Annotated in this window: 10 protein-coding genes; 9 read left to right on the plus strand and 1 reads right to left on the minus strand. The window is 64.6% G+C overall.

The features are described 5' to 3' along the window. Nucleotides 1-88: 88 nt before the first annotated feature. Nucleotides 89-1,135 carry a hypothetical protein gene (locus AC07WS_RS12170; RefSeq protein WP_494729320.1) on the minus strand — a complete coding sequence of 349 codons (1,047 nt, stop codon included), beginning with the start codon at nucleotides 1,133-1,135 and terminating at the stop codon, nucleotides 89-91. A 140-nt stretch (nucleotides 1,136-1,275) separates the two neighbouring features. On the opposite strand from AC07WS_RS12170, the gene AC07WS_RS12175 reads away from it, so the two are divergent. From AC07WS_RS12175 to AC07WS_RS12215, 9 genes are all read left to right on the plus strand, one after another. Next, entirely contained in the window at nucleotides 1,276-1,755 is a 480-nt protein-coding gene (locus tag AC07WS_RS12175) for a hypothetical protein (RefSeq protein ID WP_494729321.1), read from the plus strand. 78 nt (nucleotides 1,756-1,833) lie between these two features. After that, the gene (locus AC07WS_RS12180; protein ID WP_494729322.1) at nucleotides 1,834-3,156 is read left to right on the plus strand and encodes a TolC family protein; all 1,323 of its coding nucleotides are present in this window, start codon (nucleotides 1,834-1,836) and stop codon (nucleotides 3,154-3,156) included. After that, on the plus strand, nucleotides 3,153-4,436 hold the full coding sequence (locus AC07WS_RS12185) for an efflux RND transporter periplasmic adaptor subunit (protein WP_494729323.1): 1,284 nt from the start codon (nucleotides 3,153-3,155) through the stop codon (nucleotides 4,434-4,436). Before AC07WS_RS12180 ends, AC07WS_RS12185 begins: the two co-directional genes overlap by 4 nt. Further along, nucleotides 4,433-7,576, plus strand: a complete 3,144-nt coding sequence (locus AC07WS_RS12190; protein WP_494729324.1) for an efflux RND transporter permease subunit — start codon at nucleotides 4,433-4,435, stop codon at nucleotides 7,574-7,576. Before AC07WS_RS12185 ends, AC07WS_RS12190 begins: the two co-directional genes overlap by 4 nt. A 197-nt stretch (nucleotides 7,577-7,773) precedes the next feature. After that, nucleotides 7,774-9,171, plus strand: coding sequence for a hypothetical protein (locus AC07WS_RS12195; RefSeq protein WP_494729325.1), 1,398 nt, complete (start codon nucleotides 7,774-7,776; stop codon nucleotides 9,169-9,171). A gap of 83 nt (nucleotides 9,172-9,254) precedes the next feature. Then, the gene (locus AC07WS_RS12200; protein ID WP_494729326.1) at nucleotides 9,255-10,634 is read left to right on the plus strand and encodes a hypothetical protein; all 1,380 of its coding nucleotides are present in this window, start codon (nucleotides 9,255-9,257) and stop codon (nucleotides 10,632-10,634) included. Nucleotides 10,635-10,957: 323 nt separating this feature from the next. Beyond that, complete coding sequence (locus AC07WS_RS12205) at nucleotides 10,958-12,868, plus strand: phage tail sheath family protein (protein ID WP_494729327.1); 1,911 nt, start codon at nucleotides 10,958-10,960, stop codon at nucleotides 12,866-12,868. Nucleotides 12,869-12,878: 10 nt separating this feature from the next. After that, complete coding sequence (locus tag AC07WS_RS12210) at nucleotides 12,879-13,406, plus strand: phage tail protein (RefSeq protein ID WP_494729328.1); 528 nt, start codon at nucleotides 12,879-12,881, stop codon at nucleotides 13,404-13,406. Nucleotides 13,407-13,416: 10 nt separating this feature from the next. Next, a complete protein-coding gene (locus AC07WS_RS12215; RefSeq protein WP_494729329.1) occupies nucleotides 13,417-14,130 on the plus strand; it encodes a hypothetical protein in 714 nt (237 codons plus the stop codon). Nucleotides 14,131-14,594: the final 464 nt, after the last annotated feature.

The following is a 14,594-nucleotide window of genomic DNA, read 5'->3' on the forward strand; positions in this document are numbered from 1 at the left end:
AAACCCAGTGTAAAAGGGTTGAAAAGTTATTGTCAATTAAAACCATAAAAAATGATATGCGCAATCATCGCGGCCGGTCGAAGCGTTCTCACCCTGTCTTTGTGAACGCCGCAATGATGCGGTCCATGGCCGTGAAGACCAACTCGATGCTGTAGCCAGCCATGAACGCCAGGGCAAACGGCGAGATATTGCTGGGGATCGCTTCAGTGCTGCCAGGGATCAGGAACCACGCGGACACCAGCCCGCCCAATGTACCCAGGCACAAGCGGATACGGAAATCGATATTGCTGGATTCGGAATATGCGCGCGCACGTATCTGCCCCGCCAGCGTCCGCAGCGTGAATACGCACGCTCCGAGATAGCCATACAACAGCGGCAACGCATAACGCTGCAGGATATCCAGCACCACCTTGGTGGCTTGCAGACGGGATGTTTGCTCGCACAGCGGTGCATTGCCGGGATCGCCGTTGCCGTTGCGCAGGCAACTCGCTTTGACCTCCCAGATAAACTCCCAAGGCGTGCTCCAGGTCTCCAGCATGTCGTAGCTGGACGCTCTGCGCAACTCCAGGGTGCCTTCGACCTGGGAAAAAGCCTTGGATTGGGCATCCAGTGCCGCGCCGCCGGGGCCCTTCCAGGTGGGGCTATGTGCCAGTTCGCGCTGCATGGCGACGTTATCTATCAAGCCTCTATTGGCGGCCACAGCCACCGTCACTGCCTTGATGTCGCCAGTCACCGTGACACCGAACAGCCAGTAGATCTGCACCGTCAACAGCACCAGCAGGGTCGCCATCGTCATGATGGTATAGGCCATCACGGCGCGCCGCGCCAGCGACCTGTTGCCATCGCCGATGCCGAACCAGCGCCACAAGGCATTGGTGGGCTGCGCTGCCGGCGCCCGGCCATCCACGGTCGCCCGCAGGCTGGACACTGTGACCGGGAAAACCAGCTTGGACAAGGCGCCGAACGCTATCCAGAATTGCGCTTCCTGCGCGTCGCTCATGCCGCCCTCGACGAACAACGAACGCGTTTGCACCAGATGGTCGATAATTTCCGGCGGCACGATCATGCCATCGCGTATCGCATGGATCAACAACAACTCCGCGTCAGCGAGCGCGGTGCCCAGTGCAGGCATCATTCTGTTCTCCTTGACGTTGAGGTCACCACGCGGGCGCCCTCTTGCGCGCACAAGAAAGGCACTGCTAGATCAATTTTACAAATGCATTGTGCCCTTCTTCTTGGATTGAAATCTATCAGAAGATAACAACTTGAGAATATATGCAGGCCAAGGTTCTTGACAGCCCATCTGATCCAACCTACGCTAAGCTATCTATCGACCTTGCTTCCCTCATGAAGACCTCCCGTTCCACACGCTTATTGACGGCCATCGTTGCGCTGCTCAGCATGCTGTTCATGCAGCTTGCCGTGGCATCGTACGTGTGTCCGGGCGTGCCGGCGGAGAGCCAGGCCAGCGCGGTAACGGCTCAGTCCAACATGAGCGGCATGCCAGACTGCCAGGGCATGGATCCCGGCCAGCCCCAGCTTTGCGATCTGCACGCGCATGGCGAACCGGCCAAACAAGCGCTCGACAACCCGACGGCATCCAACGTGGCGCCGTTCGTGCCAAGCGCGCTGATGTTGGAATTGCAGCCTTTCGACGCTGTCTTCATTGCCGACGCCGCATCCTGCCGGCCGATCGCCCTGGCGCGCACGACCGCGCCCCCTGTCGCCATCCGCAACTGCTGTTTCCGCATTTAATCCCCCGGATTGCCTAGTTCGTCGTCGCGCCGCCGAAGCTGGCGAGCGCGATGTTGTCCATCGCATTCTGGAGGTTCCATGTCATCCCCGCTTTTCGTGCATTGCCATGCGCACGCCGGCCGTCTTCGCGTTTTGTCGATGATCGGTCTTACCGTCACGCTGCTGGCCGCTGTGCCGGCTCAGTCCCAGCCGCTCACGCTGACCCAAGCCCAACAACGAGCAGTCGCCCGCTCGCGCCAACTGTCCGCGCAGGATCTAGCCGCAACGGCGGCACGCGAGATGGCGGTCGCGGCCGGCCAGCTGCCCGATCCCGTGCTCAAAATCGGCATCGACAATCTGCCTGTCGGCGGGCCAGACCGGCTCAGCCTGGGCGGTGATTTCATGACCATGCGGCGTGTCGGCCTGTCGCAGGAATTGACCAGCGCAGACAAGCTCCACTGGCGCTCCGCGCGCCTTGAACGCGAAGCGGACAAGGCCCATGCCGAAGGCGAGGTTGCCACGGCCGCCATCCAGCGCGACACCGCGCTTGCCTGGCTGGATGTGTTTTACACGGAGCAGATGGCCACAGTCCTTGCCAGACAGGCCGCCACCTCCCGCCAGGAAATCGAAGCCGCCGAGGCCGCCTATCTTGGCGGACGCGGCAGCCAGATCGACCTCCTCGCGGCCCGCGCCGCCTTGCTCGCACTTGACGACCGCGGCAGCGATATGGACCGACGCCTGCGTGTCGCCAGGACCATGCTGGCGCGGTGGACCGGCGGCGAGACCGGCGTGGCCGGCGCGCCCGACATCGACAGCGTCCGCCTCGATGCCGGCTCGCTCGAGCGCGACCTTGTCCACCATCCGCAGATTGCAGTGCTGAACCGGCAGGAAGACATCGCGCAAGCGGACGCCAATCTGGCCCAGGCCAACCGGCGCACCGACTGGAGCGTGGAGTTCGCGTTCCAACAGCGCGGATCGGCCTACGCGAACATGGTGTCGATCGGGATCTCCGTGCCGCTGCAGTGGGACAGGAAGAACCGGCAGGACCGCGAACTGGCCGCCAGGCTCGCCCTGGTCGAGCAGGCCAGGGCCGAGCGTGACGAAAAGCTGCGCGAGCACATCGCCGAGACGCGCGCCCTGCTGGTCGAATGGCAGAGCGGAAAGGAGCGGGTTCGCCACTACAGCCGCGAAACGCTGCCGCTGGCCGACCAACGCAGTACGGCGACGCTGGCCGCCTACCGGGGCGGCAAGACGACGCTGGCCGAGGTGCTGGCGGCAAGGCGCAACGAGGCGGAAACGCGCATGCAGGCGCTGCAGCTGGAGCTCGATACCGCGCGGCTCTGGGCGCAGCTGAACTTTCTCTATCCAGACGGCGCAAGCACCCCGCATGCCGCCATGAGTCCACAACAGGAATCACAATGAAGAACATGAAATTACCCGCGCTGCTGAGCGCCCTCGCCTTGACCTTGGCCGCCGGCGGCTATGCGGCCTACCAGTTCGGCCTGCGCCAGGGCATGAAAGCCATGCCGGCCGACACCGGCGCAACAGTCCCCGCCTCCACCGGGAGCGCCAGGAAACCCCTCTACTGGCACGATCCGATGATGCCCGGCCAGAAGTTCGATAAGCCCGGCAAGTCGCCGTTCATGGACATGCCGCTGGTGCCGGTCTACGCCGGCGCCGACGGCGATGACGGCGCCGTCGCGGCCAATGCGCGCATCCAGCAAAACCTGGGCGTGCGGACGGCGCTGGTCGCCGCTGGGCGGCTGCCGTCCGGCATCGTCGCGGTCGGCAGCGTCGGGTACAACGAACGCGACGTGGCGCTGGTGCAGGCCCGCAACAACGGCTTTATTGAGCGCCTGTATGTGCGCGCCCCGCTCGACGCGGTCAGGCAGGGGCAGGCGCTGGCCGAACTGTATGTCCCCGACTGGATCGCGGCGCAGGAAGAATACCTGGCGGCCCGCCGCATGCGGGGAGACGACACCGCGCCGCTGGTCGATGGAGCCCGCCAGCGCATGCGTCTGGCCGGCATGAGCGACGCGCAGATCCGGCTGGTCGAAGCGAGCGGCAAGGTTCATCCGCGCATGACCTTAGTCGCGCCGCTCAGCGGCGTGGTCGTCGAGCTTGGCGCGCGCGAAGGCATGACTGTGGCGCCGGGGGCGCAGCTGTTCCGCATCAACGGCCTGTCCACCGTTTGGGTGAACGCGGAAGTGCCCGAAAACCTGGCGGCCAGGGTGGGGTCGGGCGATGTCGTCGAGGCCAGTTCGCCGGCGCTGCCGGGCAGTGTCTTCAGAGGCAAGGTCGGCGCCTTGCTGCCGGAGGTGAGCGCGGCCACGCGCACGCTCAAAGCGCGGATCGAATTGACCAACACCGGCGGCCAGCTGGTGCCGGGCATGTTCGCGACCATCCGCTTCGCCTCCAGCCGTGGCGCCGACACGCTGCTGGTGCCTTCGGAAGCGGTGATCCAGACCGGCACGCGCAGCGTCGTGATACTGGCCCTGGATGGCGGCAGGTTCCAACCGGTCGACGTGGAGCCGGGTGCCGAAAGCAATGGCATGACCGAGATCCGCAAGGGGCTGTCCGCCGGCCAGAAGATTGTCCTCTCGGGCCAGTTCCTGCTCGATTCCGAGGCCAGTCTGAAGGGCACCGCAACCCGCATGGGCGAGGCGAACATGCCGGCGACTCCGGCGGGAGATAAACCATGATCGCCAAACTGATACGCTGGTCGATCGCCAACCGTTTCCTGGTCCTGCTGGCGGCTGTCTTCGTCGCAGCCTGGGGCGTGTGGTCGCTGGCACGCACGCCGCTCGACGCGATTCCCGACCTGTCGGACGTGCAGGTGATCATCCGCACGAGCTATCCGGGCCAGGCGCCGCAGATCGTCGAAAACCAGGTGACCTATCCGCTGACCACCACCATGCTGTCGGTGCCCGGGGCGAAAAACGTCCGCGGCTATTCCTTCTTCGGCGACTCCTTCGTCTACATCCTGTTCGAAGACGGCACCGATCCCTATTGGGCCAGGTCGCGCGTGCTCGAATACCTGAACCAGGTGCAGGCGCGCCTGCCGGCGCAGGCCAAGACGGCGCTCGGCCCGGACGCGACCGGCGTCGGCTGGATCTACGAATACGCGCTGGTCGACCGCAGCGGCAAGCTGGATTTATCGCAGCTGCGCGCCTACCAGGACTGGTTCCTGAAGTTCGAGCTGAAGACCGTGCCGAACGTCGCCGAGGTGGCCAGCGTGGGTGGCATGGTGCGTCAATACCAGATCGTGCTGGACCCGGACCAGCTGCGCGCCTACGCCATCCCGCATGGCAAAGTGATCGAAGCGGTGCAGCGGGCCAATCAGGAAAGCGGCGGCTCCGTGCTGGAGCTGGGCGAGGCGGAGTACATGGTGCGCGCGTCCGGCTACCTGCGCTCGCTCGACGACTTCCGGAAAATTCCGCTGACCACCACGGAGGCCGGCGTATCGGTACGCCTGGGCGATGTGGCGCGCGTGGAGCTGGGGCCGGAGATGCGGCGCGGTATCGCCGACCTCGACGGCGAAGGCGAAGTGGCAGGCGGCGTGATTGTCATGCGCTCCGGGAAGAACGCGCTGGAAACCATCCGCGCCGTGAAGGCCAAACTCGCCAAGCTCAAGGCGGGCTTGCCGGCCGGCGTGGAAATCGTTCCCGTCTACGACCGCTCCAAGCTGATCGGGCGCGCGGTCGACAATCTCGAACACAAGCTGATCGAGGAATTCATCGTCGTCGCCATCGTTTGCGCGATCTTCCTGTTTCATCTTCGCTCGGCGCTGGTGGCCATCGTCTCCCTGCCGCTGGGCATCCTGATCGCCTACATCGTCATGTCCTATCAGGGCGTGAACGCCAACATCATGTCGTTGGGTGGCATCGCGATCGCCATCGGCGCCATGGTCGACGCGGCAGTCGTGATGATCGAGAACGCCCACAAGCACATCGAGGCATGGAATCACGCCCATCCTGGCGAGAAGCTGGCCGGCGACGCCCAATGGACCGTGATCGGCGACGCGGCGGCCGAAGTCGGCCCGGCGCTGTTCTTCTCGCTGCTGATCATCGTGCTGTCCTTCATTCCGGTGTTCACGCTGGAAGCGCAGGAGGGGCGCCTGTTCGCGCCGCTGGCCTATACCAAGACCTACGCCATGGCGGCGGCGGCCGGCCTGGCCGTGACCTTGATCCCCGTGCTGATGGGCTACCTGATACGCGGACGCATCCCCGACGAACGGCAAAACCCCTTGAACCGCTGGCTGATCGCGCTCTACCGGCCGTTGCTGGAGATCGTGCTGCGCCATCCGAAAAGCACGCTGGCCGCGGCCGCCCTGGTTGCGCTGGCGACGGCGTGGCCGATGGCGCGCCTGGGCGGCGAATTCATGCCGCCGTTGGACGAGGGCGACCTGCTGTACATGCCCTCCGCCCTGCCCGGCATCGGCGCCGGCAAGGTGGCGCAGCTGCTGCAGCAGACCGACCGCTTGATCAAGACCGTGCCGGAAGTGCAGACCGTGTTCGGCAAGGCCGGCCGGGCCGAATCGGCCACCGATCCGGCGCCGCTGGAAATGTTCGAGACCACCATCCAGTTCAAGCCGCGCGACCAGTGGCGCCCCGGCATGACCACCGACAAACTGGTCGAAGAGCTCGACCGCATCGTCAAGCTACCCGGCCTGTCCAACATCTGGGTGCCGCCGATCCGCAACCGCATCGACATGCTGGCCACCGGCATCAAGAGCCCGGTCGGCGTCAAAGTGGCCGGCGCAAGCCTGCAGCAGATCGACCGCATCACCGCGCAGATCGAACAGGTGGTCAAGCGCGTGCCGGGCGTCTCGTCCGCGCTTGCCGAGCGCCTCAACGGCGGACGCTACGTCGACATCCATATCGACCGCGACGCGGCGGCGCGCTACGGCCTGAACATCGCGGACGTGCAGAGCATCGTGGCCAGCGCCATCGGCGGCGACAACATCGGCGAGACGGTCGAGGGCTTGCAGCGCTTTCCGATCAATGTGCGTTATCCGCGCGAGCTGCGCGACTCGGTCGAGAAACTGCGCGCGCTGCCGGTGCTGACCGAGCGCGGCGCCCAGATACGCCTGGGCGACGTGGCCACGATCCGCATCGACGATGGACCGCCCATGCTCAAGAGCGAGAACGCGCGCCTGTCGGGCTGGGTGTATGTCGACATCCGGGGCCGGGACCTCAGCTCCGCGGTGCACGAGATGCAGCAGCTGGTGGCGAAGGAAGTGGTGCTGCCGGCGGGCTACTCGGTGTCCTGGTCGGGGCAGTTCGAATACCTGGAGCGCGCGACCGCCAAGTTGAAAGTGGTCGTGCCCATGACCTTGCTGATCATCTTCGTGTTGTTGTACCTGACCTTCAAGCGCGCCGACGAGGCGGCGCTGATCATGGCGACGTTGCCGTTCGCGCTGGCGGGTGGCATCTGGCTGCTGTGGGCGCTGGGACACAACCTGTCGGTGGCGAGCGGGGTCGGCTTCATTGCCCTGGCCGGCGTGTCGGCCGAATTCGGCGTGATCATGCTGCTGTACCTGAAGCACGCGTGGGTGGCCCGCCTGGCGCAAGGCGCGCCGGGCGAGGCCGAGCTGCTGGATGCGATACGCGAGGGCGCCGTGCTGCGCGTCCGGCCGAAGGCGATGACGGTCGCCGTGATTATCGCCGGCCTGGTGCCGGTCATGATAGGAGCCGGCACCGGCTCCGAGGTCATGCAGCGTATCGCGGCGCCGATGGTCGGCGGCATGATCACCGCGCCGCTGCTGTCGATGTTCGTCGTGCCGGCCGTGTATCTGCTGATGCGGCGCAGGGAGCTTCGCGCCGGCTCCCCTTCCAATTAAACTCTTTCGTTGTGACAAAGCGCGTATGTTTGCTGAGTTTGGCCGACTATATTGTTCAGACCATCACGTCACTTTACACATCGTTTGCACCGTCACGCATGAAAGTAAGCCTTGCGGCAGCAGGGCTACTTTCAATCAATGCGCGGCGGCGGCAGACGCATACAGTCCGGCCGTTGCATGCTAAAAGGAGCGCTAACATGACTCAAACAGAAGTCTCTGCCCTGATCCAAAATATCTTCGACAATATCTTCAACTCGGTGACGCAGGCCGAGCCTGGCGGCAAGCCGGTACTCCAGGCGTCGAGCACCGTGCTGTCGCTGATGAAGCCTGGACTGGCGATCAATTCCGCCGACTTCCGCAATCCCTGGACCCCAGGTAACAGCGGCGGCAGCCAGGACGCCGCCATCAACACCACCGAGCTGGTCGACGTGGCGCCGAAGATGTCGGCGATCTATACCGACAGCACGCGCAAGATCAGCGAGATGTACAAGCAAATGCTGGACGGCGTGCACATCCCGGCGCAACCGCCCAACCCGGCGGTGGAAAAACAGTTGCAGGATGCCGAGAACTATCTGTTCCGCATGGTCTCGGTGACCGATCCCGACACCGGCGAGGTGACGCAGAAGAAGATCGAATCGCAGGTCTACCGCGACTACCTGGACAATCAGGCGGCCTATAACAACGCGCGCATCGCCTACATCGGCGCCTTCCTGGAAGCGCAGAAGACCACGACCGGCAAGAACACCTGGCCGATGGTGGCGTCCACCCTGCAGATCCCGGTCAAGACCTCCTACGACCGCTGGCGCGCTGAAGACGCCAACAAGGTCGAGCAGAATCTGGCGATCAAGACCACCTCGGTCCAGAACGCGCTGCAACTGGCATGGAAGCACGCCCAGGATTTGTTCGAGGGTTACGGCGCGGTGCTCAACGATACCGGGACCGGCCTCTCGCCCAAGGTCTACCGCGTCTCGCTGCTGCCATCGGACTGGTACAGCAGCACCAGCAAATCCAGCGGCTGGACCACGTTCGACTCCGCGTCGAGCAGCGTGGCGAACAGCGCTTCGTCCGATTACACCTCCTACGGCGGCTCGGCCGGCTTTAGCCTGGGCCTGTTCAGCATCGGCGGTTCGGCCGGCCATGCCGACTCCCACCAGCATGTCAGCTCCGAAACCAACGGCCTGCGCGTGAGCTTTGAATACACGCTGGTGACAATCAGGCGTCCGTGGATGGAAGCGAGCCTGCTCGCCACCAAGGGCTGGGACCTGGGCAACCTGTACAAGAAAGGCACGCTGTCCAACGGCAGCAAGGCGCGCCAGGACGGCGAGCTGATGCCGCTGTTGCCGACTTCCTTTGTGGTCGTGCGCAAGGTGAAGATTTCGGCCAACTGGGCCAAGGCGGACTGGGACTTGATGACCTCCAAGACCAGCGGCGGCGGCGGCTTCGGCATCGGGCCGTTCTCGATCTCCGGCAGCTACTCGCATTCGAGCTCGAATCAGAAGTTCACCTCGGCCATGGCGGCCGGCACCATCACCGTGCCGGGGGTGCAGGTGATCGGCTTTATCAGCCAGGTGGTGCCCTACTCTCCACCGGCCTGACGGCTCGTCCGGCCTGACACCAGCAACGGCGGCTCCGCAAGGGGCCGCCATCTATCCACCACGTCTTGAGCCAGGGAGGCTCCATGTCCAATACCGTCGACTTCATCGGAGCGGTGTACGACGAATTGTCCAAACTGCTCAACATTAGCGACGCCAATCCGTCCATCGTCATGCAAATGGCGTGGCCGGGTTTTTCGTTGTCGCCGCAAGACTTCAAACCGGCGGCCGCGCCGAACGGGCCGTACGATCCCCAGGTGGCCAAGGAGACCTTTTCCCACCTCGCCAACATCGCGCCGACGCTCAGCAAAACCTACTTCCAGAATTCCGGGCTGGAGGTGGACGACCTGTACGAAATCCTCGTCACCGGCGCCATTCCGAACGGCGCCAATCCGGACGATGTGGGCAGCAATCCGATGTTCAAGCTGTTCGGCGATTCGCAGTACGAATTCCTTCAGGCCAGGACCGGCAGTTCGAGCGATCCCAACTCGTTCTACTACCCTTGCCTGGCGACGCCCGCCAACTGGTACGATGAAACGGCCGCGCAATTCTGGCCCACCCTGAACATGCAATCCGGCGCCATCAAGCCCGCCGCGCCGGACTCGCAGTTCGTCAGGGCCGGCGGGCCCTCGCTGGTCAAGCAGGGGGTCTGGAAGCTGCGGCCGTTCGACAACGTCAAGGCCGATTCGATCAAGCTGCAGGCAAAGCAGATGGTCGCAAAAACACAGTTGATCAATATCCCCAAGATCGCGGCGCCGTTCACCGTCGTCCACAAGCCGCTCAATCTGCAGGCTTCGGCCGCGATCAAGGCCATGCCGACCGCGGCGCATCTCGCCGGGACCCTGCACATCAACCCGGCGGCCACCGCGACGCCCGTGTTTGCCGCCAACCTGGCCAGCGTGAAGGCGCAAGCGCTGTTCAACCAGAGGGTCATGCCGCAGAACTCCTACAGCCGCTTCAAGCTCGTCAACCAGATTCAGGCGCTCGACCTCACCCAGAAGCAGCTCAACCTGGGCCACATCGACCTGCTCAACCGCTATCACCTTACCAACCTGGTCAACGAGGAACTGCCGACCAAGCCAGCCGGCAGCAGCGACAATTTCAGCATCTCGTTCAAGTACTGCCGCGTGAACATCGACCGCGGCTGGTTCAAGCTCGCGCTGCTGAGGATGAGGAACTGGTATATGTGCGGCACCCGGGCTGGCGAATATTCCAACGGGTCCGGCAACGACAATCCCGGCATGTTTCCCCTGCTGCCGACCTCGTTCATCGTCATTCGCGATCTCAGGATCACCGCCAACTGGTCCAACGAAGACCGGCAGAATCTGGGCCAGGCCACGGCGCTGGGTTTCTTCGACATCCGCGATTCCACGCTGAACCAGAATACGCTGGAGGTAAAAGGGTTGCAGGTGCTGTGCTGGCTTTCGGCCGTGATGCCGCAGTTGCCGCCGTCGTCCCCGCCGTGAAAACTGGATTTGAACAGTTTTAGATGCAGATCAACAGCCGGGGATTCAGTGACATTTGAAGAGACTTCAAAAAAAGATTTAAGCGCAAAATGCCTTCCACGGTTCCGTTACGGACAAAAGACGAAATTGGTTTTTTTCCGGCGGAGCCGGTACTGGGTGGCCTCTCGGGGTGGTTCGCAGACACCGTCCCCAAGCAAGCCGGACGACGCCTGACTCACCCTGACGTTGTTTTAGTCTGCGCCTAGCAAGTCCCTAAATCAATTAGCAACTGGCCCCGCGCACATTCGTCCGGACCAGGCGCCGCTATGTCGAAAGGAACGGTCATGCCTAGTGCATTGAGTTATCCGGGGGTCTACGTCGAGGAAGTGCCGAGCGGCGTGCGTACCATCACCGGCGTCGCCACCTCGATCGCCGCCTTCATCGGGCGCGCACGCAAAGGGCCGGTGGACACGGCGGTCGACATCACCAGCTATGCCGACTTCGAACGCAAGTTCGGCGCGCTCTGGCTGGACAGTACGATGAGTTTCGCGGTGCGCGACTTCTTCCTCAACGGCGGCAGCCAGGCCGTGATCGTGCGCCTGTTCCATTCGGCGCAGGCCGACGCCATCGCCGCAGTGGCCAACGCGGGCGCCGCCGGCGCCAACGGCAAGGACGCCAGGGACAAGGCGGCCGCCGCGCTGAAAGTCATCACGGACGACGCCAACGCCACCCAGGCGCAAAAAGCCGCCGCACAGCAGGCCAACGCCGCATTCGCGGGCCTGGCAGACGGGGCCGACGCCAACGCGGTGGCCGCGGCGGCGCAGGCCGCCCGCGACCTGATCGCGAACCTGCCATCCGAAGCGCGCGTGCTGGAAGCCGGCACCTTGCGCTTCTGCGCCGCCAGCCCGGGCAAATGGGGCGGCTATCTGCGCCTGATGGTGTCCGCCGCCAGCGGGCCGGCAGCCGTTGCCACCGCCACCCAGCTGGGCGTCACCGTCGCCGACCTGTTCAATCTGACGGTGGCCAGCGCGGCGCCGGGCGGCACCACCGAGACCTATCTGAACCTGACCGTCAAGAACACCGCGCGCCGCGTCGACCGGATACTCATGGACGCCTCCTCGCTGATTGTCTGGGCCGGCGCCGACCTGAACGGCGTGCCGCCGGCGCTGCCGAATTTCGCCAACGTCAAAGGCGACCCGGTGGGCACCGCCTTCCTGGCCTGGGAAGCGGCGCGCGCCGCCGATCCCGACCCCTCGTCCGCAGCGGTGAAGGCAGCCAAGGCAGCCTACGATGCCGCCCTGAAGGCCGCCCTGGACAGCGTCGACGACGGCGCCGCGCTGACTTCAGCCGATTTCATCAAGCCCAATGGCCAGACGCAAAAGACCGGCCTGTTCGCGCTGGAGCAACTGTTCACCCGCAGCGGCCTGTTCAACATGCTGTGCATCCCGCCCTACAACGCCAGCAGCAATATCGACGACAGCGTGGTGGCGGTCGCCACCGGGTATTGCGAGAAGCGGCGCGCCATGTTGCTGCTCGATTCGCCGTCGGAATGGACCACGGTCGATCTGGCGCAGACCGGCTTCCCGAACAAATATGCCGCGCCCAGCAGCAATGCCGCGGTGTTCTTCCCGCGCGTGAACATGCCCAATCCCTTGCGCGGCGACCAGATCGAAACGTTCGGCCCGAGCGGCATCATCGCCGGCATCTTTGCCCGCATCGACAGCCAGCGCGGCGTGTGGAAATCGCCGGCCGGGCTGGACGCATCCATGCTGGGCGTCAGTTCGATGTCGGTGCCGATGACCGACGAAGAAAACGGCCTGCTCAATCCCCAGGGGCTGAACTGCCTGCGCACCTTCCCGGTCTTCGGCCGCGTGGTGTGGGGCGCGCGCACCATGCGCGGCGCGGACGCCTTCGGCGACGAGTACAAATACATCGCCGTGCGCCGCACCGCCCTGTTCATCGAGGAATCGCTGTACCGCGCGCTGAAATGGGTGGTCTTCGAGCCGAACGACGAGCCTTTGTGGGGGCAGATCCGCCTCAACGTCGGCGCCTTCATGCACAATTTGTTCCGCCAGGGCGCGTTCCAGGGCGCATCGGCACGCGACGCGTATTTTGTGCGCTGCGATGCGTCCACCACCACCCAGAACGACATCAATCTCGGCATCGTCAACGTCAATGTCGGCTTCGCGCCGTTGAAACCGGCGGAATTCGTGGTGATCCGGCTGCAGCAGATCGCCGGACAAATCGAAACCTGAGGGGGCGATCATGGCTCAATTTACCGTCAATCCGCTGCGCTTCGATCCCTACCAGAACTTCAAGTTCCGCATCAAGTGGGGGACCGATTTTGTCGCCGGTGTCAGCAAGATCAGCGGACTCAAGCGCACAACCGAGGTGGTGCGGCACCGCGAAGGCGGCGATCCCAGTTCCAGCCGCAAATCGCCAGGGCGCACCGAATTCGACGCCATCACGGTCGAACGCGGCGTCACGCACGACAAGGACTTCGAACAATGGGCCAACAAGGTCTGGAACTACGGCTCCGGCCTGGGCAAGGAAGTATCGCTCAAGGACTTCCGCAAAGACCTGGTGATCGAAGTCTACAACGAGGCCGGGCAACTGGCGATCCGCTACAAGGTCTATCGCTGCTGGGTGTCGGAATTCCTGGCCGCCTCGGATCTCGACGCCAACGCCAATGCCGTGCTGATCCAGCACCTGAAGCTGGAAAACGAGGGCTGGGAGCGGGATTACGAGGTGCCGGAACCTTCCGAGCCGACCTTCACGGAGCCACCAGGCTGACGAGGCGCCCATGCGCACGCCAGGCACGGCCGAGCTGCTGGACATCTGGGACGCGGGGCAGCCGCTGTCGCCGGCGCGCCGGGCCTTGTTGCTGTTGTCCGCCGCGTACCCCGAGCGCGACGATGTCGCATCCTGGCCGCTGGGCTACATCAACCGGCAATTGATCGCGTTGCGCCAGCGGCTGTTTGGCTACGCCCTGGTGTGCCTGGCCGATTGCCCCGCCTGCGACGAAGTGGTGGAAATCGATATGCCCATGGATGCCTTGCTGAACACGAACGAGATGCCGCCCACCGCGCACCGCCTCCACCACGGCGGTTGCGAGCTGCACTTCCACCTGCCCAGCACGCACGACTTGTTGCTGGAGGCGGAGGCGCCGACGCCGGGCCGCTTGCCGGCGCGCACCATCGACGGCGCCGAACGCGACGGCATGGCAGTGCCGCATGACGAGCTGGACGGGGCGACGCTGACGGCCATCGAGCGGGCCATCGAGCAAGCGGATCCGCTGGCCCACATCGCGTTTGCGATGACCTGCCCGGCGTGCGGGCACGGTTGGAGCGCCGATCTGTACGTTATCGACGTGTTGTGGGCCGAGATCGGCGCGTGCGCCCGCCGCGTCCTGAGCGAAGTTGGCCGGCTGGCGCAGGCTTTCGGCTGGCGCGAGAGCGACATCCTGGCGATGTCGGCCACCCGGCGCAATCATTATCTCGAATGGCTGGAGACATGATGCAAAGCGGCGAACACAGCAAGGGTGGCGCGGCCGACACGGCACAGGGCGGCGTGCACGCGCCCGCCACGGCCGAAACCGCTGGCGGCGTGGCGCCCTCCGGTTGGCTGGATCGCGTCGCCCTACACAGCCGGTCAGCCTTGGCGTCCGAGGGCACGCTCAGGCCACGGCTGCCCTATCCTTTCGAGGCCATGCGGTTCGCCACCGCAGATGCCGGCCCACAACTGCCCCACGCCGCCGGATTACCGGCCAGTCCGGCGGACGCCTCCGCCACGACGGTGTCCGCCGACAGCGCCGCTGGCCTTGCCATGCCGGCGATGACCGATCCGCCAGCGCCGCGGGTTGCCGCCGCGCCTGCGCCCGTGCACATCAGGTCCGATGTGCCAGTATCCGTTTCACCGAAGCACGAACGGCCGGCGCTGCGACAAGAACAGCGTCACCTTGCCTCGCCACGATCGGCGGGC

This window comes from Duganella sp. GW821-FHT01E12 (genome assembly GCF_059422325.1).

What these genes read in the sequence shown, in the direction of transcription:
- AC07WS_RS12170 (WP_494729320.1), bottom strand. Translation starts at nt 1,135, where the DNA reads ATGATGCCTGCACTGGGCACCGCGCTCGCTGACGCGGAGTTGTTGTTG.
- AC07WS_RS12175 (WP_494729321.1), top strand. Translation starts at nt 1,276, where the DNA reads ATGCAGGCCAAGGTTCTTGACAGCCCATCTGATCCAACCTACGCTAAG.
- AC07WS_RS12180 (WP_494729322.1), top strand. Translation starts at nt 1,834, where the DNA reads ATGTCATCCCCGCTTTTCGTGCATTGCCATGCGCACGCCGGCCGTCTT.
- AC07WS_RS12185 (WP_494729323.1), top strand. Translation starts at nt 3,153, where the DNA reads ATGAAGAACATGAAATTACCCGCGCTGCTGAGCGCCCTCGCCTTGACC.
- AC07WS_RS12190 (WP_494729324.1), top strand. Translation starts at nt 4,433, where the DNA reads ATGATCGCCAAACTGATACGCTGGTCGATCGCCAACCGTTTCCTGGTC.
- AC07WS_RS12195 (WP_494729325.1), top strand. Translation starts at nt 7,774, where the DNA reads ATGACTCAAACAGAAGTCTCTGCCCTGATCCAAAATATCTTCGACAAT.
- AC07WS_RS12200 (WP_494729326.1), top strand. Translation starts at nt 9,255, where the DNA reads ATGTCCAATACCGTCGACTTCATCGGAGCGGTGTACGACGAATTGTCC.
- AC07WS_RS12205 (WP_494729327.1), top strand. Translation starts at nt 10,958, where the DNA reads ATGCCTAGTGCATTGAGTTATCCGGGGGTCTACGTCGAGGAAGTGCCG.
- AC07WS_RS12210 (WP_494729328.1), top strand. Translation starts at nt 12,879, where the DNA reads ATGGCTCAATTTACCGTCAATCCGCTGCGCTTCGATCCCTACCAGAAC.
- AC07WS_RS12215 (WP_494729329.1), top strand. Translation starts at nt 13,417, where the DNA reads ATGCGCACGCCAGGCACGGCCGAGCTGCTGGACATCTGGGACGCGGGG.